We start from the raw sequence: 26,925 nt of genomic DNA on the forward strand, positions 1-26,925 counted from the left end.
ATTGCTGGGGTGAGGCCATGAGTCGCCTGAAATTGAAAAACGTCCCGTCTTCCTCGCTGCCGGAGCTGCTGAATCGAGTCCGGTATGCGGTTATCGGCAGGGAAGCGGACAAAGGACTGCTGTTCAAATTGTTTATTTACCTGATTTTGCTGGATACGGCTTACATTTGCTTGAAGCCGATTTTGCACATGGCGACGACGATGGTGAAAAATGCCGACGACTTGCTGGATCCGGCCGTCAATTGGTTCCCTCGGGTCATCTATTTGGGCAACCTTCAGGAAGCGTGGGAATGGATGAAATATCCGAAAGCGCTGGCAATCAGCCTCGGGCTGTCTCTATCGGTATCCGTCCTGCAGACGTTCTCGTGCGCGGTGACCGGCTACGCGTTTGCCCGCCTGAAAATCCCTTTTAAAAGGCTGCTGTTTTTTTTCCTGCTGCTGACGTTTATCGTGCCGATGCAGGTGACGATTTTGCCCAACATCATTTACGCCAGACAGCTTGGCCTGTTAAATACGATTTATCCGATCATCGTGCCGGCATTTTTCGGCCTGGGGCTGAAGGGGGCGCTGTTCGTCATCATTTACCGGCAGTTTTTCTCCACGCAGCCGAAAGAGCTGGAGGAAGCGGCGCGGATTGACGGGGCCGGTGTGATCAAAATTTTTTATAAGGTCATGATGCCGCTGGCCAAGCCGGCCATTCTCGTCGTCTTTTTATTTTCCTTCATCTGGACCTGGAACGACTTTTATTTGCCGAGCATGTATTTTCCCGACATTGAAACTGCGCCGTTGTCGCTGGGTATAGAAAAAATAGCCTCGGCCTTGCGCCAGCAGGCGGAGGCGTACGGGCCGTCGGTGACGGACGAAGCGATCCGCATGTCGACGACGTTCCTGATGATCGTCCCTCCGCTGCTGCTGTATACGTTCACGCAGCGATGGTTCGTGGAAGGCGTGGAAAGAACCGGCCTGGTCGAATAGACGGCAAAACAAGTGTGAAAGGAGGCATTCGGGCATGAAACATTCGCGCATGAAAAGGCTGCTGGCTGTATGCTTCGCCGCCGTCTGGATCGTTTCCGTCACGGCGGCGTGTTCCCAGTCGGTGCAGAGCTCTCCGGGCGCAGCAGCGAACGCCAAAAAAATGCTCTATGTCAAAAGAGGAGAAGGAACGAACGATCCGGTCATCATGAAACATTTTGAAAAGCTCGGCTATGTGGTCATCGATATGTCCGACAACATGTTTAAGGCGAATCAGGCGGACGGCTTCGGCGTCGTGTTTATTAGCCCGACGGTCAATTCCGCCAGAATCGACGCCGAACTTGGGCGCTCCGCAGTACCCGTCGTCTACGCCAAGCCGCAGGCGGCCAGCATCGCCGGCTTGACGGGAATGCTCGACTACGGGCAGGTGGACGCGGGGAAAACCGTGCAGATCGCCGGCAGCAAGCATCCGCTGGCCGCCGGATTCAAGGACCGGATCGCGGTCTACAAAAACGACGGGAAGCTCGGTTACGCGATTCCAGGAAAAGAAGCCGTGACGATCGCGACGGCCCCGGACGACGACAAGGAGGCGGTTGTTTTCGCGTACGAGAAGGGCGCCGCCAACATCAAGGGCGAGAAAGTGGCTGCCCGGCAAGTGTTTTTTTACTTAACGGCAGGCGAGGAAATGAATCAGACCGATGACGGCTTGAAACTGTTGGATGCGGCTGTTCAGTGGGCTGCACAAAACGGCCAAAAGTAACCTATTCCATCATCATGCGGGGAGGAATCCGATTCATGAAAAGTTTATTCGGTACGGCCGTAATCGCCGTCATGGCGCTCACGCTTGCAGCTTGCAGCGCAGCGCCCAGCCGCCCGGTTTCCGTGTCTAACGAGCCTTCGTCGACGAGCACCGGCAAATCGCAGAGCAGCGGAAAAAAAGTGCTTTTTATCGGAAGAGAAAGCGGCGGAGACGCCATTGTGGCCAAACGTCTGAGACAGACGCACGGCATGGATATCACGATCGTATCCGATAAGGAAGTGAAGGCGGAGCAGGCGAAGGGCTGCACGCTTATCTTTGTCAGCGAATCCGTCAACTCCGGGAAAATCAAGGATATGTTCGTGAAAACGGCGGTGCCGGTCATCTATGACGAGCCGCAGGTGTCCGGCGATACGGGGATGACGGATGTCGACGCGAACGGCAAGCTGCAGGGGCCGGAAGCGGCCAAGACGATTCAGATCGTGAACGCCAAGCATCCGCTGGCAGCGGGACTGGACAGCCAAGTGGACGTTTACAAGGAGAACGGCAAAATGAGCTACGCGACACCCGGCAAAGAGGCGATTGTCGTGGCAACCGTGCCGAACGACGATCAGAAAGCGACGATTTTCGCTTACGACAAAGGCGCGACGAACGTCAAGGGCGAGCCGGTGGCGGCGCGGGAAGTGTTCTTCTACTTAATGGAAGGCGAAGAAATCAATCAGACCGACAACGGGTGGAAGCTCTTCGATGCCGCCGTCCGCTGGGCGACCGAGAAGAAGTAGCATCCGGGCCGGCTCCCGGGGAAAGATGCGATAAACAACCTATAATAAGCAAGCACCGCCCTAATGCAAACGTCTTCCATCCATAATAAAGTAAGGGTACAAAAATATAAGCGTTTACATCGCTGTGGCCATATGTTGCTTGGACCAATCAAAAGGGAGGTTGTAAGGAAACATGAAAAAGCTTTTGAAAGCATCTTTGCTGCTGGCTGCGGCGGCAGCGATTATGGCAGGCTGCACGTCGCCGACCGCAGCGCCAACACCCGACGCGAAGAAATCTCCGGATAACGAAATATTCATCTATACGGTATACCCGTCTTTTTACGCCAAAGAGGACATTTGGGAAAAGCAGGTCGGGCAATATTTGAAGAAAAAGTTTCCCGAGCTTACGTTCAAGCACGTGCAGTGGGATAACCCGGGCAGACAGTACAAGGATTTGATCGCGGCCGGAACGATCCCCGACATTGTCATCGATAATTCGCGCATGAATTTGCAGCGATATATTTTGAAAAACGATCTCCAGTATGATATGACCGACCTGATCAAAAAGTACAATTTCGACACCAGCAAGCTGGAGCCGGCCTCGATGGCGCAAATGAAAAATGTGACTCCCGAGGGCAAAATTTACGGCCTGCCGTTCCAGTTAAGCGATTTCGTGCTGTTTTACAACAAGGATATTTTCGATAAGTTCGGGGTCGAGTATCCGAAGGACGGCATGACCTATGACGAAATTTACGAATTGGCCAAAAAGCTGACGCGCGTTGACGGGGAAAACACGTACAAAGGCTACCAGCAGCATCCGGGGCTGTACATGACCTATAACCAGCTTTCGCAGTCTCCGCTCAGTTTGACGGAAGATAAGGCGGAGCTGACGACTCCGGGCTGGAAAAAGGAAGTTGACAATTTGCGGCGTTTCTACGAAATTCCGGCGAATCAGTTCACTTCGGTCGACGATTTCCCGAAAGGGAAAATGGCGATGTCCGTCCACGTGTCGGAAAAAATCGTCCAATGGTACGAACAGAACAAAAACCTGAATTTCGATATCGCCGCCATGCCTTCGTTTGCCGACGCTCCGGGCGTCAAGGCGCAGCCGAACATGTATGCGGCGTACATCACCAAGCAATCGACCAAAAAAGATCAGGCGTTCCAGGTGATCCAGTACCTGCTCTCCGAAGAAATGCAAATCAATTTCGCCAAAGAAGGGATTATCGGCCCGCTGCAAACGCAAAAAGTGCAGGAAGCGTTCGGCAAAAACTTGCCGCAAATGCAGGGCAAGCACGTCCAGTCGATCTTCTACGGCAAAAACGCCATGCCGCCGGCAGCGCGCGCCGCAGGCTTAACCTATATCGACGCACCGCTGCATAACGTGTTCGCTCCGCTTATTTTCGGGGAATCGAAAGATTCCATGACCGCGCTGCGGATGATCGAGGAGCAGACGACCAAAGGAATTCAAACCGAGAAAGCCGCTCAGTAAACAGTTATGGCAGGAGGAGTCAGTTTCATGAAACGTATGCTCACGTTACTCGTTATCGCGTGGATGACATTTGCCATCGCCGCCTGCTCCGGGGCCAATACGGGCGCGGAATCGAGCGCCGCACCGCCGGCGAATACGCCGCAGGCAAGCGCCTCGTCTTCGCCGGCGAATACGCCGCAGGCGAGCGCTTCGACAGCGTCGTCGGCTACACCGCAGGCGAGCGCCTCGACAGCGCCGTCGGGTACGCCGCAGGCGTCCGCCTCGTCGGCGCCGTCGTCGGACGCGCCGAAGACGTCCGCAGCACCTGCGCCTGCAGCGGACTCGGCGAAGCCTTCGGCTGCGCCTGCGGCCGCAGCGACGGTTAAACCCGCCGACGATACGCCGACGGCAGCGCCGCAGCCCGAAATTTCGCCCAAAGGGAAAAAGCTGCTGTTCGTCGGCAGGGATCAAGACCCTGTGCCCGCAGAAGATGTGGCCATTGAAAACCGTTTGAAAGGTATGGGCTTCCAGGTTACGAGACTCGGCGACCGGGATTTCACCGCCGATGAAACCAAAGGGTATGATTTCCTGTATTTCAGCCAGACGACGAACTCGAAATTTTTGAAGGACGGGGTTATGAAAAATGTGGCGATACCGACGTTGTACGTCAAAAGCCACGGCATGTTTTACCTCGGCTTGACGTCCCTTGAGGAAGGCGCAGTCGTCAAAAATATGAAGGCGGTCGACATCGTCGACAGCAAGCACAAGATTGCTGGCGGCTTATCGGGCACCGTCGATGTGTTTAAAGAAGCCGGCGAAAGGTTCGGCATCGGTTACGGGCTGCCGGGCAAGGAAGCCAAGGTGATCGCCACCGTTCCCGGGGACAGCAAGAAGGCCGCTCTTTATTATTACGACAAGGGCTCGAAGGCCGATAACGGTTATGAGGTGAAAGCGCGCATATCGTTCTACTATTGGAGCAACGGTATGCAGGATAATTCGACGGACGCCGGATGGAAGCTTTGGGACAATATCGTTTTGTGGACGCTGCAGAACGGTTAAGAAACCTTGTACGAGGAAAGGATGTTGATCGATGATCAGGCATCTGAGGAATCTGAAGCGATTTTCCGCGATGGCTTTATCGCTTGCGCTGTTTGCCGGCTGTACGGCGGAACCGGTCCCGAACGCCAAACCCGGCGGGACGGACGGCCAGCATCCGCCCGCAGCCAAGTCGCCGGACAACGAACTGTTTATTTATACGGTATGGCCGGCTTACTATGCCAAAGAAGACATTTTTCAAAAGCAGATCGGCGATTTTATCAAAAAGAAATTTCCCGATATTACGGTCAAACACGTCGCATGGGACAATCCCGGCCGACAGTACAAGGACTTGATCGCAGCCGGCACGATCCCCGACATCATCATGGACGACACGCGAATGAACGTGCACAGGTACATCATCGACAACGATCTGCAGTACGATATTTCCGGTCTGATCAAAAAGTACAATTTTGACACGGGCAAATTGAATCCCGCCTTTATGGCGCAAATGAGCAATTTGACGCCGGACGGCAACATATACGGCCTGCCGTTTTACAATAACGATTATGCTTTGTTTTACAACAAAGACATTTTCGATAAATTCGGCGTCGACTATCCGAAAGACGGCATGACCTATGACGAGATTTACGAGTTGGCCAAAAAACTGACGAGGGTGGACGGCGAAACGACCTACAAAGGCTTTTCGCAAAATCCCGGCCAGTATATGAACTATAACCAGTATTCGCTCTCGCCTTTGAGCCGGACGGCGGATAAGGGCGACATGAGCGCGCCCGGATGGAAAAAGCTCGTAGACAATCTGAGAAGGTTCTACGAAATTCCCGCCAATCAATTCGACACCGTCGAGACGTTTGCGTCAAAACCGAATATTGCGATGGCCGTCGCCACGGTGAGCGATCATCTGGTCAAATTTAACGATCAGAACAAGAGCTTGAACTTCGATATCGCCTCCGTTCCTTCCTTCAGCGATGCGCCGAATACGAAGTATCAGCCGAATGTGTATTCGATGTACATAACGAAGCAGTCGACGAAAAAAGAGCTTGCCTTTCAGGTGATGGTCGCGCTGCTTTCCGAAGAGCATCAGATCGAGATGGCGAAAGAAGGCGTGATCGGACCATTGGAAAGCGAGGCGGTCAAAGCCGCATTCGGGCAAAATTTGCCGCAAATGAAGGGCAAGCGCGTGCAATCGATTTTTTACGGCAAAAACGCGAATCCCCCGGCGGCGCGTGCCGCAGGTCTGGTCTGGTACGATGCGGTCGTGCAAGGCGTGTTCCAGCCGCTCATTTTCAGCGAGTCCAAAGATTCCGTGACGGCGCTGCGCATGGTCGAAGAGCAGACGACCAAAGCGATCGAGACGATAAAAGCGGGCAAGAAGGAAGTGGAACAGGCTGCGGGCGGCAAATAGCCGCACATACCCGTACCCGTTCGTTCGCGAAAAGGCTGTCCCGTATTTGGAGCAATTAACCTATAAACGTGAGATAAAGCGCCTATAATCGGCCGGCAAATTCGTATTACAGTAAGGATAGCGCAATCATTTTACAAATTCATAAAGGAAGGTGCCTGGAATGAAGAGATATGTTTCCTCGCTTTTGGCGATAATGCTCTTATTCTTATCTTTGATACCGCTCACATTTGCGGCGGAAAGCGGTTCGGACACAAAAGCGGCAGTCAAATCCGTAGACAATTTTGAGGATTTGAAAGATCTTTCGCAAGAGGTCAAGGACAAATTCGACGCGCTGATCAAGGCCGGCGTATTTAGCGGCCTGACGGACGATACGTTCGGTCTCGACGCCAAAATGAACCGCGCCCAGTTCGCCAAAGTCGCCGCCATCATTTTTCAGCTGGATGTCGACGATACGCTCACAACCTCTTCGTTCTCGGACGTCAGCGCCGACGACCCGGCGAACTCTTATGCGCTGCCCTATATTGAGGCGCTGAAAAAAGCGGGGCTTACGAACGGCTCCGATTCCAGCGGCAAAATGTACAATCCGTCAGGCCCGGTGTCGCGCCAGGAGCTTGCGGCGTTCCTCATCCGCGGACTCGGTCTCGATGAAGATGCGCAGCAGGCGGAGCCGACGGGCGACAAAACCGTGGACGATTGGGCCAAAGGCTATGTCGCGCTTGCGCTCGAGAAGAAGCTGCTGACGAACCAAACGGGCAGCACGTTCGGAGGCAAGTCGTCCGCAACGCGGAAAATGCTGGCTCTGGCCGCTTATGCAGCCAAGCAAATTTTTGACGGCAACGATGACGGCGGGGCGGAGCCGGGCACATCTGGCGGCGGCACATCCGCAACGCCGACGACGAAGCCGGAGCCGACACAGCCGCCGAAAAGCGGAGACATCTCTCCGCAGGGGAAAAAGCTGCTTTTCATCACCGTGCAGTCGCTGAAAGACCTGGCTAAAGAAGTGCCCGCCGATAATTCGATCGTCAACCGGTTGAAGGATTTGGGCTTCCGGGTTACTAATATTGCCTGCGACAAGTTCAAAACGGAAAAAGCGGACGGTTACGATCTGATCATCGTCAGCAGCGCCGTCAACGAAAAATATTTGAAAAGCGGTCTTTTGAAAGATGTCGCCATTCCGACCGTATATTTGAAGCATCAGGGCATGACGGGCCTTAGCCTTGCTTCCAACGAGTCCTACAGAGAATACAACATCAAATCGCTTACCATCGCGGACCCTAAAGAAAAGGCAGCAGCCGGATTCTCGGGCGATGTGCAAATTTTGGCCGATGCCAAATCGACAGCCTGGATTCAATACGGCAAGCCCGGCAAAGAAGCGGTGAAAGTGGCTACGGTTCCCGGCAAAAGCGATGAAGCGGCCATTTATTATTACAATAAAGGCTCGCATTCGGACAGCGGGTATGAGGTGAAAGCGCGCATCTCGTTCTTCTTCTACGACAGAACTACCGTGAGTTACGATAGTACAGGTTCGGGCGTAACGACTGCGACTGAAAATGCATGGAAACTTTTCGACGCGATCGTTCTTTGGACGCTGCAAAACGGTTAATGTTTCCGAATCCGGCCGGCGGGGCTGTCCCACAAGTAGCATGAGCTGCTGAAGGGCCAGCCCTTTCTTTTGTTGAAACAAGCGGATCGCCGAAATTGAACCGGAAGGAGCGTGGATGCATATGATTTCGCAGCAGAGCTTGCCGGGCTCCGGGCATCTTGTCAGGGCGGAGAGCGTCACGAGGGTGTTCGGACGCGGCTCCGGCGCGGTTCACGCTTTGCGGGGAGCGAGCCTGTCGATACCGGCCCAAAAGCTTGTCGCCCTGAGAGGGCGGTCGGGCTCCGGCAAAACGACGCTCATTAACATATTGGGCGCGCTGGACAGACCGACGGAGGGCCGGGTTTATTTTGACGGGGACGAAATCGGCCGATGGCCCGAGAACAAGCGCAATCAGTTGCGGCGCGCCCGAATGGGGCTCATTTTCCAATCGTTCGGACTTGTTCCGCTGATGACGGCTTACGAAAATGTGGAATTCGGCTTGCGGGTCGCCGGCGTGAAATCGTCGCTGTTCAAGTCCTACGCGGAAAGCGCGCTCGAATACGTCGGGCTGCAGGCGAGAATGAAGCACAGGCCTTTCGAAATGTCCGGCGGCGAGCAGCAGCGGGTGGCGATCGCCAGAGCTATCGCGCACAGGCCGACTTTGATTTTGGCCGATGAGCCGACCGCAGAGCTCGACAGCAAGATGGGGATGCAAGTGATGCATGTTTTTAAAAATTTGGTGCAAAGCGAAGGAATGACCATTATTCTAACTACGCATGATCCGGCGATTATGGGCGTTGCCGATCTTGTTTATGCACTGGAGGATGGCCAAATTGCCGAAGCGACTTAACAAAATATGGCTGCCTGCGCTCGGAATTTGCTGTATGGCGGCGCTGCTGTCGGGATGCTCCCTGCTTCCCGTCGAAGAGGCGGAGATGAAGCCTCCGCTGATCGAACCGACCAAGGAAACTTTAAGCCTCTATACCGTGAAGCGTGCGAATATTACCCAGCAAATTACGGGCGTCGCGACGTTCGCCTCGGACAAAACGGATTATTTGTATTATTCGGAATCCGGAGGCCGGTTGACCAAGCTGAATGTGAAGCTGGGCGACGCCGTCAAGGCCGGGGATGTTGTCGCCACAACGGAAACGTCCGATCTTGATACGAAAATCAAGCTGCAGCAAATTTCCATGGAAAAGCTCAAAATATCGCTGCAGCAAGCTACGATGGAGAAGGGCGCCGACGATCCCGACGTCCGTCTGAAACTGCTGGATATGGAAAGCGCCCAATTGCAGCTCAAATCGCTGCAGGATCAGCTGCGGAACACGAGGCTTGCGGCCACGATCGACGGGGTCGTCACGTTTATCGACACGATTCAGCCCGGCGATCAAGTGACCGCCTACAAGCAATTGATAACGCTTTCCGACCCGGCGGCGCTGCAGTTGATTTATACCGCTGCGGGCCAGAACGATTTGGCGGGCGTCGAAGTGAACATGGATGTCAAAGTAAAAATCAAAGACAAAATTTTTGCCGGGAAAGTCGTCCAGACGCCGCTCACCGCTCCGCCTAACAGCAACAAAACGGTTCAGGATAAAAACGCCAAAGCCATTTATATCAAGGTGCAGGGACTGCCGCCTGATATTGCGATCGGAAGCCAGGCCGATATTACGATCGTGACCCAGGCGAGGGATCAGGTGCTGGTCATTCCAAGAGCCGGGCTGCGCAGCTACATGGGTCGCGATTACGTGCAAATTCTCGATGGCGAAAGCCGCAAAGAGGTCGATATCGAGAAAGGCATTGTGGCGGCAACGGAAGTGGAAGTCCGGAAAGGGATCAGCGAAGGGCAGCAGGTTATTTTGAATAACTAGGGGGCTAAGAGATTGGCGTTATTTATCATGATCTTGCGCAAAATGATCAACAATAAATGGCTCGAGCTCAGCCTGCTGTTCGGTCTGGTATTGTCCGTCGCCCTGACGAGCAGCATGCCCATTTATACGAATGCCATCTTGCAGCGGCTGTTGATTCAGGAGATGCAGCAGCTGCAGCTCGGCAGCAATCAATACCCCGGCATCTATTGGCTGTCGGCCGCACTGTCCGAGCAAGAGCAGCAGAAGCGGGATCAAATAGCGGAAACGGACCGTTTTTTGCAAAAATCCGCCGGCCGATTTGGCGTGCCCGTGCAGCATTTCGTTCGCGAAAGGGCTACGCAGCGCTACGGTTTAACCCCGGCCGAGCCCGATAAAGTCGATATGTACGTCCAGCGGTCGGCGGATATTTCCGCCATTGACGGCATGGAGGACCATATTCGGCTCGTGGACGGCCGCCTTCCGGCGAAAGAGCCGATGAACGGCGTGTACGAAGCTCTTGTCCCGCCGGAAGCGCTGACGGAGCTGGACATGGTGCTCGGCACCGAGTTTGTCATCGACGATGCGAGCTTGAAGCAGCCGGTGCGGATCAAAGCCGTCGGCGTGTTCGAACGCAAAGATTTTACGGACATCTATTGGTACAATCATACGAGCAGCTACAAAAACAGCTTTTTGATCGATTTCAATTTGTTCGAAAAAGAGATTACGGAAGCCGGCAGTCTGCATCTCCAGTCCGGTTATTGGTATTTCGCGCTCGATTATACGAAGCTGACGCTCGCTTCCGCCGATGTCTTCCTGAATAACGACTATGCGATCGACACGTATATGGACGCGCATTACGATTCGCACAACAAAAACGTTCCGGCGCTGCAAACTTTGGAAAATTACTACGTGAAAGAGAGCCGGCTGCGGCTCATGCTATGGTCGCTCAACGTTCCGGTAATGCTGATGCTGGCCTTTTACTTGTACATGGTCGCCAACCTGATTGCGGAACGCCAAAAAACCGAAATCGCCGTGCTGCGCAGCCGGGGAGCGAGCCGCCGGCAAATTATTCTCAGCTATGTCGCCGAAGGCCTGGTGCTCGGCGCGATCGCTTTTGCCGCCGGCCCTTACGTAGGCCTTCTGCTTACGAAGCTGCTCGGGGCTTCCAGCGGATTTCTTGAGTTCGTGCAGCGCGCCCGGCTTGAAGCCGGTCTGAACCGGGATGCGTATCTGTACGCTTTGATCGCGATCGGCGCCTCGCTCGTCATGACGCTGATTCCCGTAATCCTCGCGACGAGGGTTACGATTGTCGGACACAAGCAGCAGTCGGCGCGGTTTCAGAAAAGCTCTTTTTGGCATAAATTTTTTATCGATATCATGCTGCTCGGAATTTCCCTGTATGGGCTGTATAACTATAAAGCCCGCGTCAAGGACATGCTGACGCTCGGCCTGAAGTCCGCGGATTTGCGCGTTGATCCGCTTTTGTTTCTCATTCCGGCCTTGTTTATTTTGGGGCTCGGCTTGCTGGTGCTGCGGTTGTATCCGTGGTGCGTGCGGTTATTGTACGGAGCGGGCCGGCGTTGGTGGCCCCCTGCCATATATGCGACGTTGATCCATGTGAGCCGTTCGATTATCCAATACCAGTTTATTATGGTGTTCCTCGTGATTACGATCGCCACAGGGCTGTTCAGCGCCAGCGCTACACGGACGATCAATCAGAATACGGCCGATAAAATCCGTTACGCCGCCGGCGCCGATATCACGATGCAAATCCATTGGGAGAACGATGCGCCGCCGGCCATCTTGTTCGGTCTTGACGGCGACGGCGGTGCGGCCGATTCCGCCGGCGATTCTTCCGGCGATGCCTCCTCCGGCCGGCCCAAGAGGGTGCAGTACAGCGAGCCGTCCTTTTTGCCGTTCACGCAGTTTCCGGGCGTGGAGCATGCCGCCAAAGTGTTCGTCAAAAAAAATGCACTGCTCGCCAAAGGCAAGACGAGCGCTTCCGTCGAGCTGATGGGCATCGATACGAAAGATTTCGGGGAAACCGCCTGGATGCGCGATCGTTTGCTGAACTACCATATCAACAGCTATTTGAACCTGATCGCCCGCAATCCGTCCGCTGTCCTGATCTCCAGATCGGTTGCCGAAACGTACGGCGTGAAACCTGGCGATACGATTGCCGTAGGCTGGCCGAACGTCGAGCCGGCCTCGTTCACCGTATTCGGGATCGTCGACTATTGGCCGTCCTGGAATCCGAATCCCGGGGCGAACGATACGGAGTCGGTCACGACCAAGCAGGGGACTGTGACGAAAGTGAAGAAGCCGATGCTTGTCGTCGGCCATTTGAGCTACATCCAGAACAACATCGCGCTGGAACCGTACGAGGTATGGCTGAAGCTGAAGCCGCAGGCGAGCAGCACGGCCGTGTATCAGGCGGTCGCCGGCCACGGTTACGAAATCGAAGCGTTGACCGACGCGAAGCAAGAACAGATTAAAGCGATCAAGGACCCTTTTCAGCTGGCGATTAACGGAGTCATGACGCTTGGATTTTTGATCTCGATTCTTGTCTGCTTCTTCGGGTTTTTGTTGTACTGGGTGCTGTCGCTGTCCGCCAGGACGCTGCAGTACGGCATTTTTCGCGCGATGGGCGTCTCCGTCCCGCAGTTGATCATGATGCTTGCCGGCGAGCAGGCGATGATTTCCGGTGCGGCCATTGCGATCGGGATGTTGACCGGCAATCTTGCCAGCTATTTGTTCGTGCCGCTATTCGGCTTGTCATTCGATCCGGGCACGCAGGTGCCGCCGTTTCAGGTGACGTTCGATCCGCGCGACCGCGAGCGGCTGTATGCGATCGTTGCCGTCATGATCGCGATCGGGCTTGCCGTGCTGGGGCGTATCGTTTCGCGGATCCGGATTCATCAGGCAGTCAAGCTCGGGGAGGATTAACATGATCCATTGCGAAAACTTGGTCAAAATTTATAAAATCGCCGATTTGGAAGTCGTCGCCTTGCAAGGGCTTGATTTGCACGTCGAAGCGGGCGAGCTGATGGCGATTATCGGCAACAGCGGCAGCGGCAAGTCGACGCTGCTTAACATGCTGGGCGGGCTGGACCGCCCTTCGGCCGGCCGTCTGATCGTGGACGGCAAAGATTTGCTCCATATGGCCGAGAAAGACCTCGTCAAATACAAGCGGGAATCGGTCGGTTTTGTGTGGCAAAACAACGCGCGCAATTTGATTCCGTATTTGACCGCGCTCGAAAATGTCGAGCTGCCGATCCTGCTGCGGGGCAGGCGCAAACGGGAAAGGGCGCTCGAACTGCTGGAAGCCGTCGGTCTCGGACACCGCCGAAACAACAAATTGAACCAGCTTTCGGGCGGCGAGCAGCAGCGCGTAGCGATCGCGATCGCGCTGGCGAATCACCCGAAGCTGCTGCTTGCCGACGAGCCGACCGGTTCGGTTGACACGCACATGGCGAATCAAATACTCGGCTTGTTCCGCCAGTTGTCCGGCACCTTGGGGATTACGGTCGTTATCGTCACGCACGACCCGATGCTGGCCAAAAAGGTAGACCGGGTAGTCGCCATCCGAGACGGCCGGACGTCTTCGGAAATTTTGCGGCGCAAGCCGCATGAGCCGGGAGCGCCGGACGCGGAGCAGCAATCCGGGGAGCGGGAGGAGGAGGCTCAGGTCGAGTACGCGGTGCTGGACCAGGCCGGCAGGCTGCAAATCCCGGCAAGCTATTTGGAGGCGATCGGAGCGAAGCGGACGAATAAAGTCGAGGTTACGCTGGAGGAAGGCAGAGTCGTGCTGAAGCCCCCCAAACCGTAGCGAATTAGCGGGTTCGACGCCGCCGAAAAGCCCGCCGATTCTCCCGCCAGGATGAATTAAACAACCTATAAAGATGCATAAACCACCCTATGATGCGTTCGCTTTTTTGTAATAAAGTTAATCTATGAAAGGCACATTATTAGAGAGGGTGGGCTGAATCGACTAGAGAAAAAGAAATGTTCCGAAAAAAATGGAAGCGTTTTATTTTTTGGTAAACACTTATGGATCGGGAGGTGCATCGAATGAACAAAAAAATAGCGCTGCTAGTATTGTTTGCGATGCTGTGCTGCTGCATAGCCCCTTTCGCCAATGCGGAAGAAGCTGCTTCGCGACCAACGCAGACGAAAGAAGAATCGTCGTCTTCCGAGGAATCATCGGTAACTTCGGTAACGTATTTGGCCGATCAATTCAGCGATTTGAAAAGCTTTAAGGCGGACGACAGAAAAAAAATCGCCGCCTTGCTGGGGCTGAACGCGCTCGATGCGGCATCGGCCGACGTATTCGGCGCGGATGACAGGATTACCCGCGCGCAAATGGCAAAAGCCGCCGCAATCGTGCTCGGCTTGAGCATTGACAGAGCGGGCACGGCGTCGTTTTTCAAAGACGTCAATTACAATGACCCGGCGCGTCCTTATATCGAAGCTTTGAGAAATGCGGGTCTCGCGCCGGACGCGGACGGCATCTTCAATCCGGCCGGGATCGTGTCGCGCCAGGAGCTCGCGGTGCTGCTCATCAAAGGGCTCGGCCTGGATGACAAGGCCAAAAGCACCGCCGCCCTCAAGGACGAGACGGTAGACGATGCGTACAAGAGCTATGCCGCTTTCGCGATCAAGCAAAAGCTATTGACCAGACAAAACGGCAGGATCGGCGGCCGGGACGCCGTTACCCGGAAAACGCTGGCTCTAGCCTCTTATGCGGCGCTACAGCTTCATGTAACGACGGCGAAGCCGGCCAAAGCTTCCATTGCCGAGCTGAAAGCGATTGGCAGAAGCAAATTGTCCGTGAAGTTGAATCGCGACGTGGATATCGACAAAGCCGTTCTGACCGTTACAAAAGACGGCTTCCTGAACTCCGACAACAAGCCGCAAGTATTTACAGGCGGCGTCAATTGGTCGGATGACAATACGATCGCAACGCTCGATATGGACGACGCCTTCACGACCGGTACCTACCATATCGCTTTGTCCGGAGTAGATGTTGCGAACGGCACGATGACATTCAAGCCGGAGAACGAACGGCTGACCAAACTGGAGCTCGTCACCGCGACTGAGAAGCTGCCCAGAGCGAAGACGATCATCGAGTACAAAGCGTACAACCAATACGGCGAAACGATGCCGCTGCTGGCAAGCAATTTGAGCGTTAAGGCGACAGCGCAAAAAAATGTTTCAGCGACCCTATATACGGGCAGCAACACCATCGGCCTCGATTTGAGCAATGAAAATCCGAACGCTTCCGTTTTTGTCTACTTGTTTGAAAAGACCGGATTCGTTTCCGCGAACAAAACGTTTACTGTCGGCGATACGCCTCAGATCAAGAAAGTCGAGCTGGGCGATCCGTCAAGCAATTTGAAAATGCCCGTCGGGCAGCTTTCGTTCACGGCCGGCGACAAAGCGTATCTCGTTTTCAAAGCCTTTGACCAGTACGGCAACCGGCTCGTCGATCCGCAGTATTTGAACATCGGCATCGGGAAATCTTTTACCGGGGCGCTCGGAAATGTGTTCAGAATGGATGGGCCCAACGATTTCATCGATTTTGACAACGACGGCTACCCGGAAATGCAGTTGGTCGCATACCAGGATCTGGACAGCGACAAGGAAGTAACGGTCAACCTGACCTACGCCAATAAGCAAATATCAACGAAAGTTATGGTGAAAACGCCAAAAGCGCCTACGTTCGTGAAAATCGGGCCTTTAACGACCGCGCTGACTGTCGGCGATACGAATCAAACGGTTAGTTTATCCGTCACGGATTCGCTGAACAACAGTTTATCGACGACCGAAATCGTCTATCTCGAGAGAACCGGCAAAATTTCGCTCTATCCGACGGGAGGACTCACGCTCGCCAGCCCTGCCGTCACTTCCGACGGGCTCATCGTCGTCAGCTCGGTGACGGCCGAAGGTCCCGGCGCGATCAATGTCCGGCTGAAAGGCGTCGATCAGACGATTTCGTATCCCGTCAACATCCTGGCTGCCCGCCGGCCGGACACGATTAAGCTGGACACGAACAACGTCGTGCAAAATCTTTTGGCGCTGAACGGATTAGGCACCGCTTTTTCGAGCACCGGGACGACGATGCCCAAGGCGCAGTTCATCATTTACGATCAAACCGGCACCGAATACACGACGAACCGCGCCGACTACAAAGTGCAGTTGAAGCTGGAAAAAATAAGCGGCACCACGGGAGCGGTCGCCAGCGTCTCCTATAAGAGCGGCTCGACATATCCTGCGCTCGTTACCGATGCGAACCCGACGGTTTTGCGGGAAATTAATACGATGACGACGAACGGGACGAATCCCGCTCTGTACTTCATCCCTTCCACGATGCTGACGGGCAGCTACAAATTGACCGCTTCGCTCGTTCAGGTTGACAATAGTGGAAATATTTTACAAATATTGAGCTCCGATTCGGCTACGGCCGACGTCAAGAACATAGCGGACGCGAACTTGACTTATTATGCTGCGCCGAGCGGCAGCGGCCCTCTTTTGGCTACAGGCAAAACGCTCAACGATTTGGGCATTACTTCCAGCGTGTTGAATGCGACCTATGCGTTCAACTACTACGGATCAGCGTTTCAGCAGACGGTTACGGTCAACGGCAAAGACAGCACAGGTACGGACGTCATCCAAAACCTGCCGATCCGGGCGGTCATTTCCGACAACCCGCGGGCCGTCGCCACCGGCATCAGCTCCAAAACCGTCGGCAAAATTATCGGCCTCGAAGCGGGAACAGCGAACTTGAAGGTCGTGTACGACACGCCGCTCGGCGGCATCGCGACGACCGATGCCATCGTGAAAAACAGCGTTGTCGACGTGTTTAACGGGGCGGCATTTTCGCAGTTCGGCACCAAGGGCGGCACCGTCGCGTTCAACACTGTCATCAACGGCAAGCCGGTATGGAACTCGCTGCTCACCGAAATACAGCTCAAGACGAGTTACGGGAACATTACCAGCAACGCCAACGCGGATCAGATTACGGTGCTCAACAACCTGATCGGCTTTCAGGCGTTCATCACCGATATCGTGTATACGACGACTATAGCCGCTCAGCAGGATGAAATCTCGATCGATCCTGCAACCTTTATCGTGACTTACAATCAGAAGAGCCCTTCGAAGAGAACGGTATCTTCGTTTACGCTGTATCTTTCGGTAGGATCGATACTGAACAAATATACGATCACGATCAAGCCGTCTTAAACATAGCGACGCCCCTGCCGGACTTCATGGCAGGGGCGTATTTTACCGATCAATGGAATTTCATTTGTTCATAGTCGATCTCATTGATATACTTTTCGACGGCTTGCAGCCGCTCCCGGCTCATCCCCTGCAGACACCGGACAAATTGCATTTGCCACTCCATCGGATACTCATGCTCCAATAACAGTATGGACGGCAAACCAAGAGACTCGCTTCGCAGCTCTTCATAGAAAACGATTTTTGCCAGAATAGCCAGCTCCATATCGCCAAACGCGTGGAAAAGGGCATCATACTCATCGCCGTACAAGCAATCCGACTCCAGCATATCGAGGTAGTCATGGAACGAGTGAAAGCTTGATAAGATCAGCTTGACTTTGTCCTCCTTCCTCTCGCATGCCATAATCTCATACAGCAGCCTTCTTAATCGGACATCGCTCATTCTGTCCTCTTCGTTGAAGGAAATGACAATGGACTTCGCTCCCGCCTCCCTTGCCGTAATAATGAAAGTCCGCAAGCTGTTGTGCTTTGCGGCATTCGCCACTCGCTGAACGAGGTTTTCCTTGCACCCGTCCATATACGCTTTCAGTTGCGAATGAATCGGCAATTGCTGCTGAAGCCTTTCCATCGCATCGGAGATGACGGAGCGAATTTGCAGTTCAGTGAGGTTCATGAATTGCTGTTCTAACCGACCGTATTGACTCTCGGAAATACGGATATGATCGGAGCCTCCCCCTGATACAACCGAGAATATCGCATTGTTCAGCACGAGCTCAAACATATTGAACAACTCGATTCGGTAGTCAAATCTGCATTCCCTGCCGTAGCGGACCAACAAATCCGACAGCTCCTGCTGATCGAACATAGCGCAAAACCCGGTCTCCATCTTCAACCGTTCCAGGTACTGCTTGATATAGAAAACGCCCTGAAGCCGTGTGTCATCGACAGCAAGCGGATAATCGATGCTGGCCATCGTATTGTGGGCATCGAAGATAATGCCGTATTTCCTGAGAAAGATAGGCAGGGATTCGTCGATAGTCATGTTATAGGCATCGACTGGAACCTTCAGCTTATTAGCAGCGATTTCCTTATATAGCAGTTTAGTCTCTTCAAAACATTGACTGACCTTTCCCACGCCTCTTTCATAGATTTGGCGAACTTCAATCGTTTTGAGATGCGTGATCGCCTTTTCCGGCTCCTCGAAGCTGAACAGATACGCGTCTGCCGCATACATGATGGAGGTCAGGATGCTTTCGGCTGTTTCTGTGGTAACCGAAGTGCTTTCGCCTAGGGTGTATTTCCCGATCAGCTCCTGCAGGATTTGCATCAATGCCTGCTGAATGCGCATTATTTCCTGACTCGTCAGCAGCCCTGCCCGCAAGCCTTCGTTCATTAAAGAGATCGTATATTGGTTTCGCTGCAGCCGAGATTTGCGAATACTGCCCTGGACTGTCAACTCGCGCCTACCGTTTAAATGTTCAGATCCCAACAGTCATCTTCTCCTTCAAGTAAAGACTCGTTCTTCTGCAATTCCCTTCGGAACTCCTCGGCATACTCTTCGAGTCTGCCTTTCAACAAGTCCAAGGAGCCCTCGCAATCCTCTTCGAACACTTCCTTCATCTTATGGATGAGCTTCATATCGCTGATTCTGTCTTCGGTTTCATTTTTCAAATAATAAAAAATCTCATGCAGCTCATTCAGGGTATCCGCATAGTTCTCCTGCCGGATGAACGAAGACGCCGAGAATACCTCGATAAGCTCCTTCGTCACTTCGATGCTCAATTCCACCCGCCCGCAGCCGTACAGGACCTGGTTTCTCGCCGCCAACATCAGTTCAACGTCCTGCGGAGTCAGAACCAGGCCAAAATCCTTGGTCTTCTCATTCAATTCCAGCAATTCGGCCATATGCTGTTCCTGCATAGACACGTTCAAGGAGTTGAAAATGCGAGACAAATACATGCGGCTATCGCTCTCCCTCTGGATTAAATTTTTTTGTTGAAAAAAATTAAAAAATCTAAATAAAAAAGAGTTGACTTTTTGTTTGTTTTGTGATATAATATTTAATTGACTTATTAATAAATATTTTAATCGTTGTCTCCGTCCATGTCAATTGGATTGGGGGCTTTTTTTTGCCTTTTATATGGAGCTTTAGCTCCCTCCCATAGACGGTAAAACAGCAGAGATCCCCACCACGTAGTCTCCACACGGCTCGCGCGCCGAGAGCTCCCACCGTGCAGCCACCACATGGCAGATTCCTGGAATTCCAACAATCGCAGGTAGCCGTTCGTCGAGCAGGCCCGGCTAGCCGCAAAAGCCTGCGAAAGTGCAGGCTTTTATAGCGCCAGCGGCCGAATTGACGGGAAAGCCTGCAAAAGTGCAGGAATTTCCGGCCAAAAGGGGCCGAACCCCGGGTTTAGGCAGAAAAGCCTGCACATTTGCAGGAATATTTCCCTGCAAGGGCATCAAGTGAGCAAAAAGATGCACTTTTGCAGGTTTTCTGCGGAACTGCCAGAGAGAGGAGCTACTCTAGCCGGGAGCCGAACGGACGATGCCGTTTTCACAGTGCTGAAAACGATGCAGCCGTTCGTCGAGCAGGCCGGCTAGCCGCGAAAGCCTGCAAAAGTGCAGGCTTTTACAGCGCCAGCGGCCGAATTGACGGGAAAGCCTGCAAAAGTGCAGGAATTTCCGGCCAAAAGGGGCCGAACCCCGGGTTTAGGCAGAAAAGCCTGCACATTTGCAGGAATATTTCCCTGCAAGGGCATCAAGTGAGCAAAAAGATGCACTTTTGCAGGTTTTCTGCGGAACTGCCAGAGAGAGGAGCTACTCTAGCCGGGAGCCGAACGGACGATGCCGTTTTCACAGTGCTGAAAACGATGCAGCCGTTCGTCGAGCAGGCCGGCTAGCCGCGAAAGCCTGCAAAAGTGCAGGCTTTTACAGCGCCAGCGGCCGAATTGACGGGAAAGCCTGCAAAAGTGCAGGAATTTCCGGCCAAAAGGGGCCGAACCCCGGGTTTAGGCAGAAAAGCCTGCACATTTGCAGGAATATTTCCCTGCAAGGGCATCAAGTGAGCAAAAAGATGCACTTTTGCAGGTTTTCTGCGGAACTGCCAGAGAGAGGAGCTACTCTAGCCGGGAGCCGAACGGACGATGCCGTTTTCACAGTGCTGAAAACGATGCAGCCGTTCGTCGAGCAGGCCGGCTAGCCGCGAAAGCCTGCAAAAGTGCAGGCTTTTACAGCGCCAGCGGCCGAATTGACGGGAAAGCCTGCAAAAGTGCAGGAATTTCCGGCCAAAAGGGGCCGAACCCCGGGTTTAGGCAGAAAAGCCTGCACATTTGCAGGCATATTTCCCTGTAAGGGCATCAGCGGTCCCAAAAGATGCACTTTTGCAGGTTTTCTGCGGAACTGCCAGAGAGAGGAGCTAACTCCAGCGGCGAGTCGAACGGACGATGCTGCTGATTGGCCGGCTCTGTAGGCGAGCCGAACGGACGATGCTGCTGATTGGTCGGCTCTGTAGGCGAGTCGAATGGACGATGCTGCTGATCGGCCGGCTCCGTAGGCGAGTCAAAGGCCAACCGCACGATGCCGGTGTTCGGTTTGCGTAGCGCAGGCGGGTTTTTCCGGTGTGCGGACAGTCCGGTCGTCGACAGGATTGACCTATAATGACGGTCGGATTAACTACTGGCTGCGAATCCGTTTCTTTGTATACTTAACGGTAGAATCCTAGGAGGGACAACGACTTGGCGAAAAAAAGATACGCGATTTGCGGCGTCAGCACCAGAGCCAACGGCATGTTTATCAAGCCCATGCTGGAGACGTTCCATCAGCACTGCGAGATTGTCGGATTGCTCGATGCCGATCCCGGCCGTTTTGCGAACTGCTTCAAAAAGTTTCCGGCGCTGTCGGGGACTCCTGTCTATGCTCCCGATCAATTCGCCGCGATGATCAGGGAAACGAAGCCCGACGCGATCATTGTTGCGGGTGTGGACTATACGCACGCGGACTATATCGTCAAAGGGCTGGAGCATCATCTCAACGTCATTTCGGAAAAGCCGATGGTGACCACGGGGGAGGACTGCAAGCGGGTGCTGGACGCGCAGGCCGCAAGCAGGGGGAAGCTGCGGGTAGCTTTCAATTACCGGTACGCGCCGATCCATACGAGAATCAAGGAATTGATTTTGGAGGGCAAAGTCGGCAGAGTCACTTCGGTAGATTTGAACTGGTATCTGGACACCTATCACGGTGCGAGTTATTTCAAAAGGTGGAACCGGAAGCGAAGCAGCTCCGGAGGGCTGTCCGTGCACAAGAGCACCCACCACTTCGATCTGGTCAATTGGTGGATCGGGCAAAATCCGGTGGAAGCGTTTGCCTACGGGGCGCTCCATTATTTCGGCCCCTCCGGCGAGCTCAACCCCGCCAAGGAAGACGGCCGGTACTGCGGCACGTGCCGGGTCAAGGCGCATTGCGCCTATTTCATGCGCTGGTCATCGCGCAGCAAGGAGACCGTGCCGCCCGACGACCATTTGACGGGCATGGACGCCGTCCCGGGAGGTGCCTCCGGGTATCGGGCGGACGGCTGCATGTTCGACTCCGAGATCGATATTGAAGACACGTACGCCGCCGTCATCAAATACGACAAGGGCGCGATGTTGAGCTATTCCGTCAATTTTTCGCTGCCTTATGAAGGTTACAGACTGGCGATTAACGGGACGAAGGGCCGAATCGAAACGAAGGAAGTGATGTCGGGTCGGGCTTCTCACCATGAAGCCGAGCAAACGATCGAATATTTTCCGCTGTTCGGCGGCAAAGAAACGATCCGCGTCGTACCGCGGGCCGGAGGGCATGGGGGAGGGGATCCCCTCATTTTGGAAGATTTGTTTCTCGATCCGGATCCGCTCCGATCGTACGAGATTATGGCAGGGGCGGAAGCGGGGGCTCTTGCCGTGCTGACCGGAGAAGCGGTTTGGAAGTCGGCGCACGCGAACATGCCTGTCCGCCTGTCCGATCTGCTGGTCGCGCCGAACACGGCCCAACTGTCGGAAAGGGGAATATCTAACGGTGTTTGAGAACTTTGAGAACGTGCAAATCGCCCACTTTGATGTAAAAAGCCAGCTGCCGAGGTGGATTTACGAATCCGCCATGCGGGCGGCTGCGATGGGGGATAAGGCACGCGCAGCAATCAAGGACAGGGATGGCCTGAAGCGGCGCCAGCGGGAAATCCGCGAAGGGCTGGCACGCTGCCTGGGCGGCATGCCGCCTTCGGATACCCCGCTTAGGCCGGTCATCACCGGCGTGGCTGAAGGTAACGGATTCCGCGTCGAGAAAGTGATTTTCGAACCGCGGCCAAGCGTATATGCGACGGCCAATCTGTACATACCGGACGGGCTGACGGAGCCGGGCGCTGCAGTGCTGCTACTGTGCGGGCACCGCGAGCAGGCGAAGCATTGCGACGAATACCAGACCGTTTGCCACTATCTGGTGCATGCCGGCTTGATCGTCATGGCGCTCGACCCGATCGGGCAGGGCGAACGGTTCGGCTATTACGATCCGGGTACGGGTCAGGCTCCGATGACGAGCGTGACGGAGCATGAAAACGTCGGGCGGCAGTGCATGCCGCTCGGCGACAGCCTGGCGCGCTATATGCTGCACGATGCCGTGCGCGCGATCGATTATTTGTGCACGCGGGCGGAGGTCGATCCGGCGCGGATCGGGGTAACCGGCCATTCCGGCGGAGGCACGCAAACCGCGCTGCTAATGATGTACGACGAGCGCATTGCCGCTGCCGCTCCCGGAGGCTTTATTATGAACAGGCCGTATTTTTTGCTGACCGGCAAAGCGCAGGACGCCGAGCAAAAATGGCCGGGTTTCTCGGTGCTCGGCTTCGACCACGAGGACATCGTGCTGGCGATGGCTCCCCGTCCGGTGCTCGTCCTGGCGACAACTTACGATTCCGTGCCGATCGAGGGTCCGCGCCATACCGTCGCAGTCAACCGGAGGTTTTGGGACATGCACGGCAAAGGCGGGCAGCTGGACATTTTCGAGGATGAAAATGTCCACCGCTTTACGGTCCCGCTTGCGCGTGCGGCGGCCGGCTTTTTTTCCGGGCATCTGCTGGGGCGCGCGGCCGTTCCCCCGGACGAAGCCATCCGGCTGCTGCCGGCCGAGCAGCTCCTGTGCACGCAGAGCGGCCAGGTCGCCGGCGATTACGCGCATGCCAAAAACGTCCACGCCGAAAATTCCGGGCGGCTTGCGGAGCTGGAGCAGGCGCGCCGGGCTTTGCCGGATGACCGGCGGAAGCGGCGGGCTTTGGATTGGCTGCGCCAAACCGTCTTGTTCAACAGACAGCCCTGCGACCTGAATCTGCGTCTTTCCGGGGGCGGAGAAACAGGAGGGCTGTGGGCGCTTCGGGCGGTATGGTGGAGCCAGCGCGGGCTGCTGAACAATGCGCTGCAATTTTTCGACGCCAAGCTTGCCGGCCGCAGGCTTCCGATTACGATTGCCGTATGGGAGGGCGGAACGAAGCAGTTGGAAGCTCATGCCGAGTGGATTGAAGCGACCTGCGCTTCCGGCCGGATCGCGATGGTGCTCAACCCGACGGGAATCGGCTCGCTGCTGCCGTACCTGAATTCGCCCGAGGAGCGCCCCTTCAAACGCTTCGGCATGATGGACCGGTACAGCGACGAGCTGATGTGGCTGGGCGACAGCATGGCCGCTGTCCGGACTTACGACGTATGGAGAGCGGTCGAACTGGTGTCCGGCATGAAAAACGTCGATCCGGATGACATCAGACTGTTCGGCGGCGGTCGGTACGGCATCTACGCGGAACTCACCGCTTTGCTGGAACCGCGCGTCCGGAGCGTCGGCACGGATAATCGCATGAGCAGCATCGCCGATTGGATCAGGGAGCCGTTTTACGATGAGCACGATTCCCTAAGCTTTATAATGCCGGGAATGCTGCGGCATTTCGACCTCCCGGATGCGGATCGCTGGCTTGCGGAAGAAGGGAGGCTTGCCGATTCATACAAGACGATCGGTTAGTCTGCGTTATAGTCCGCAGGTTCCCGGCGCTAACGAACTGGTCCGTTTAAGACTTGTACGGCTCGTCACAGCTTTAGGCCTATGCTTGGATAACCGGCCCGCCGGTGGAGACCCGCCATCGGCGGGGCTTTTTCCCGCTGAACCGGGCAAATCGGCAACGAATAAAACGAAAGCGGTTTCAAGCTGTTTGCTCTGCCGGTTTTCAAATCATTTGCTCTGCGGCTTCAATTCATCAGACTTTCAAATCATTTGCTCTGCCGGATTCAAACCGCTTTCAAACGATCTAATCCATGGAGGTGTCATTCATTGTGCGTAGTCTGATTTCGCGTATGTTATGCTTCCTGCTTTTGCTCCAGACGTTCCAGGCGGTCTGCGGGGGCGGGGCATGGGGCGCATCGGCCTCTGCGGCGGCAAGCGGATCGTCCTCTGTGACGAACAGCGCCTACGAGCCGGTCACGATTTTTAACAAAGATTTTTCGCAAGCGGTTATAGGGCAGACGGCTTCCCAGCTCGGCTTCGATTATTCCTCTTACACGGCGGGCACGGCGACGGCGGTCATTGAAGCCGATCCGGTGACGCCCGAAGCGAACGCGCTGCACCTTACGGTGTCGGGACTCGCTTCCGCGCTTAACAACGAATTTCAAATCAGCAAATCGTTCAGCGAGCCGCAGACCGGAACGATTTCGACGGAGCTGACCTTCATGCAGTACGGAACGGCCAAGCAAAAGGACCGCATCCTGCAATTCGTTCCGTCCACCGGGACGATCAATTTGATCGGCGTCGGCGCGGATAAGTCGAAGGACGGCATCGTGTATTATGCGACGACGGCGCCCTCAAGCTCCCTCGCATCTTACACGCTGAATCAATGGCATACGCTGCGGGTCGATTTTAATACGATTAACCAGAAATACGACATTTATTTGGACGGGACGCTGTACTGGGCGCGGCAAAAGCTCAACAACGTAACCAAGTACGACCTTAAAAAGCTGGTCATCGCCACGCCGCAGGAAAACGGCGATCTTTACATTCGCAGCGTTAAAGTGACCCGCACCGCTTTTAACCCGAAACCCGCACCGCCGGAAATCGTCAGTGTCACCGGGCGCAACGCGAAGATTGCCTGGTGGTCCAAATCGTACGTCTATGCGACCAAATACCGGATGCGGATCAGGGAAAAAGGTCAGAGCGCGTGGCTTATGCAATCCGCGACGGTCAATTACAAAGATTTGGCGAACAAAACGAATATCGTTCCCGCTTCCGACATCAGCTCCTACTACGATCCGGCGCAAAACAAATCCGTAGCGCTCACGAACGGCAAAACGTACATTCTCGGCTTATCTGTAGCGATCCGGGATGAAGCGGGCTTGTATACTTCAGGTGTCCCGCAAGATTATGAAAGCGATTCCGTGGAGGTCGAAGTGACTCCCAATACGACGACGCCGATCGATGCGCCGGATGCGAGCGTGTTTGGCGGCGTTACCGCTTTTGCCAACTATAACGCGTACCAGTGGTCGGTCAATTCCGGTTTAAACGCGGGCGATCTGGTGTTTGCCGATAAAACGATTCTGTTTACCGACATTCCCGCCAAATACGCGGGTATGGATTGGCTGAGAACTTCGCAGGCCGATACGATGATTTATCCGCTTACCGCCGAAGGCGCCGTGCAGCCGCAAATCGCCCAATTCCGGGTGCGGGACCGCGCATCCGTCTACGTGGCCGTCGACGAGCAGGAAACGCCGCCGCCTTCATGGCTGTCCGATTGGACCGCTACCGGAGATACGATCAAAATGGGCGACAAGGCAACGGCCTATTCGTTCAAAGTCTACAAAAAAGATTTCGCCTCCGGCGATAAAGTGACGCTCGGGTACAACAACTACAATGACTACAAAGCGGGCAAAAACGCCGGTTACTTTGTTATGGCGCAAAGAATTCCGACCGGCTTGACGATCGATCCCGTACAGGAGTGGGTGCCCTCGCCTTTATATTCGGTGACGGGAACCGTAGCCGAGAATGTGTATGCGAGCAGCGTCATATTGAACGTGTATCAAAATCAAAATCCGGTTCCCGTATACAGCGGCCAGCTGGCGGACAACCGGTTTAAAATCGACTTGAATTTGCTGCCCGGAGCCAATCTCATTGAAATGTACGCGATGCGCAGCGATTCCGCATTCACCGATAAAGCGGCCGTGACGATCCACTACGATAACGTTCCGCCGGAAATCCGCATCGCCGCACTGCCGGCCGCGGTCAAGGATGCCGTATATACGCTGCAAGGCTCATTAAGCAAGGCGGCGAATTTGACGGTAAAACTGAACGGGGCAACAATCGTCGATTCCGTAGCCAAAGCGGTGTACGAACCGTTTGCTTATCCGCTGACCCTGACGGAAGGAAGCAATTCCATCGAAGTTTCGTCCGTCGATATCGCTGGAAATACAGCGTCCGCCAATTATTTGGTCCGCTATGAATTTTGGGCCGGGCAGGCTGCGGCTTACGATTTCAGCGGAAACCGCCATGACTCGATAGCGGCTGCCGCAAACATTTTTGCCCAAAGACAGGTCACCAACACGACGGCGTCCGCCAAGCAAATTACGCTGTGGTTCGTGCTCTACGGCGGGAACCGTACGATGCTTGATTATTCAAGCGCCGCCGCCGATTTCGAGCCGGGAGAAACCAAAACGTTAAGCGCCGGTTTCACGCTGCCTGCCCAGGTGAGCGGCTGCTATGTAAAAGCGTTTATTTGGGACAGCCTGAACGGCATGAAGCCGCTGTCGGACGAATTTATTTTGCAGTGATTGCGGAAAAGG

Annotated in this window: 17 protein-coding genes; 15 read left to right on the plus strand and 2 right to left on the minus strand. The window is 54.7% G+C overall.

The features are described from left to right. Positions 1-17: 17 nt before the first annotated feature. From AC6RNO_RS10960 to AC6RNO_RS11015, 12 genes are all read left to right on the plus strand, one after another. A complete protein-coding gene (locus tag AC6RNO_RS10960; RefSeq protein ID WP_497105472.1) occupies positions 18-974 on the plus strand; it encodes an ABC transporter permease subunit in 957 nt (318 codons plus the stop codon). Between the two features lie 34 nt (positions 975-1,008). Further along, a complete protein-coding gene (locus AC6RNO_RS10965) occupies positions 1,009-1,731 on the plus strand; it encodes a hypothetical protein (protein ID WP_497105473.1) in 723 nt (240 codons plus the stop codon). Between the two features lie 35 nt (positions 1,732-1,766). Continuing rightward, a complete protein-coding gene (locus AC6RNO_RS10970) occupies positions 1,767-2,510 on the plus strand; it encodes a hypothetical protein (protein ID WP_497105474.1) in 744 nt (247 codons plus the stop codon). Between the two features lie 172 nt (positions 2,511-2,682). Beyond that, entirely contained in the window at positions 2,683-3,981 is a 1,299-nt protein-coding gene (locus tag AC6RNO_RS10975) for an extracellular solute-binding protein (protein ID WP_497105475.1), read from the plus strand. 27 nt (positions 3,982-4,008) lie between these two features. Further along, positions 4,009-5,019, plus strand: a complete 1,011-nt coding sequence (locus AC6RNO_RS10980) for a hypothetical protein (RefSeq protein ID WP_497105476.1) — start codon at positions 4,009-4,011, stop codon at positions 5,017-5,019. Between the two features lie 31 nt (positions 5,020-5,050). Next, positions 5,051-6,421, plus strand: coding sequence for an extracellular solute-binding protein (locus AC6RNO_RS10985; protein ID WP_497105477.1), 1,371 nt, complete (start codon positions 5,051-5,053; stop codon positions 6,419-6,421). 160 nt (positions 6,422-6,581) lie between these two features. Then, entirely contained in the window at positions 6,582-8,024 is a 1,443-nt protein-coding gene (locus AC6RNO_RS10990) for an S-layer homology domain-containing protein (RefSeq protein WP_497105478.1), read from the plus strand. A 121-nt stretch (positions 8,025-8,145) separates the two neighbouring features. Further along, positions 8,146-8,853 carry an ABC transporter ATP-binding protein gene (locus tag AC6RNO_RS10995; RefSeq protein WP_474680210.1) on the plus strand — a complete coding sequence of 236 codons (708 nt, stop codon included), beginning with the start codon at positions 8,146-8,148 and terminating at the stop codon, positions 8,851-8,853. After that, positions 8,828-9,871 (plus strand): efflux RND transporter periplasmic adaptor subunit, encoded by a 1,044-nt coding sequence (locus AC6RNO_RS11000; RefSeq protein WP_474680211.1) that lies wholly within the window; start codon positions 8,828-8,830, stop codon positions 9,869-9,871. Before AC6RNO_RS10995 ends, AC6RNO_RS11000 begins: the two co-directional genes overlap by 26 nt. A gap of 12 nt (positions 9,872-9,883) precedes the next feature. Then, positions 9,884-12,796 (plus strand): FtsX-like permease family protein, encoded by a 2,913-nt coding sequence (locus AC6RNO_RS11005; protein WP_497105479.1) that lies wholly within the window; start codon positions 9,884-9,886, stop codon positions 12,794-12,796. Between the two features lies 1 nt (position 12,797). After that, positions 12,798-13,679, plus strand: coding sequence for an ATP-binding cassette domain-containing protein (locus AC6RNO_RS11010; RefSeq protein WP_474680213.1), 882 nt, complete (start codon positions 12,798-12,800; stop codon positions 13,677-13,679). 242 nt (positions 13,680-13,921) lie between these two features. Beyond that, positions 13,922-17,092, plus strand: coding sequence for an autotransporter outer membrane beta-barrel domain-containing protein (locus AC6RNO_RS11015; RefSeq protein ID WP_497105480.1), 3,171 nt, complete (start codon positions 13,922-13,924; stop codon positions 17,090-17,092). A gap of 49 nt (positions 17,093-17,141) precedes the next feature. Here the strand turns inward: AC6RNO_RS11015 and AC6RNO_RS11020 are convergent, their stop codons facing one another. Both AC6RNO_RS11020 and AC6RNO_RS11025 read right to left on the minus strand, forming a co-directional pair. Continuing rightward, on the minus strand, positions 17,142-18,578 hold the full coding sequence (locus tag AC6RNO_RS11020) for a DUF6179 domain-containing protein (RefSeq protein WP_497105481.1): 1,437 nt from the start codon (positions 18,576-18,578) through the stop codon (positions 17,142-17,144). Further along, positions 18,560-19,048 (minus strand): DUF6323 family protein, encoded by a 489-nt coding sequence (locus AC6RNO_RS11025; RefSeq protein ID WP_488438064.1) that lies wholly within the window; start codon positions 19,046-19,048, stop codon positions 18,560-18,562. The genes AC6RNO_RS11020 and AC6RNO_RS11025 overlap by 19 nt, the downstream gene beginning before the upstream one ends. A gap of 1,778 nt (positions 19,049-20,826) precedes the next feature. Here AC6RNO_RS11025 and AC6RNO_RS11030 point away from each other — a divergent pair. The 3 genes from AC6RNO_RS11030 (at position 20,827) to AC6RNO_RS11040 (ending at position 26,913) form a co-directional block, all read left to right on the plus strand. Then, a complete protein-coding gene (locus tag AC6RNO_RS11030; RefSeq protein ID WP_497105482.1) occupies positions 20,827-22,152 on the plus strand; it encodes a Gfo/Idh/MocA family oxidoreductase in 1,326 nt (441 codons plus the stop codon). Next, on the plus strand, positions 22,145-24,124 hold the full coding sequence (locus AC6RNO_RS11035; RefSeq protein WP_497105483.1) for an alpha/beta hydrolase family protein: 1,980 nt from the start codon (positions 22,145-22,147) through the stop codon (positions 24,122-24,124). The genes AC6RNO_RS11030 and AC6RNO_RS11035 overlap by 8 nt, the downstream gene beginning before the upstream one ends. A 308-nt stretch (positions 24,125-24,432) precedes the next feature. Beyond that, the gene (locus tag AC6RNO_RS11040) at positions 24,433-26,913 is read left to right on the plus strand and encodes a hypothetical protein (protein ID WP_497105484.1); all 2,481 of its coding nucleotides are present in this window, start codon (positions 24,433-24,435) and stop codon (positions 26,911-26,913) included. The last annotated feature ends 12 nt before the right edge of the window (positions 26,914-26,925 follow it).

Source organism: Paenibacillus sp. sgz302190 (assembly GCF_059820445.1).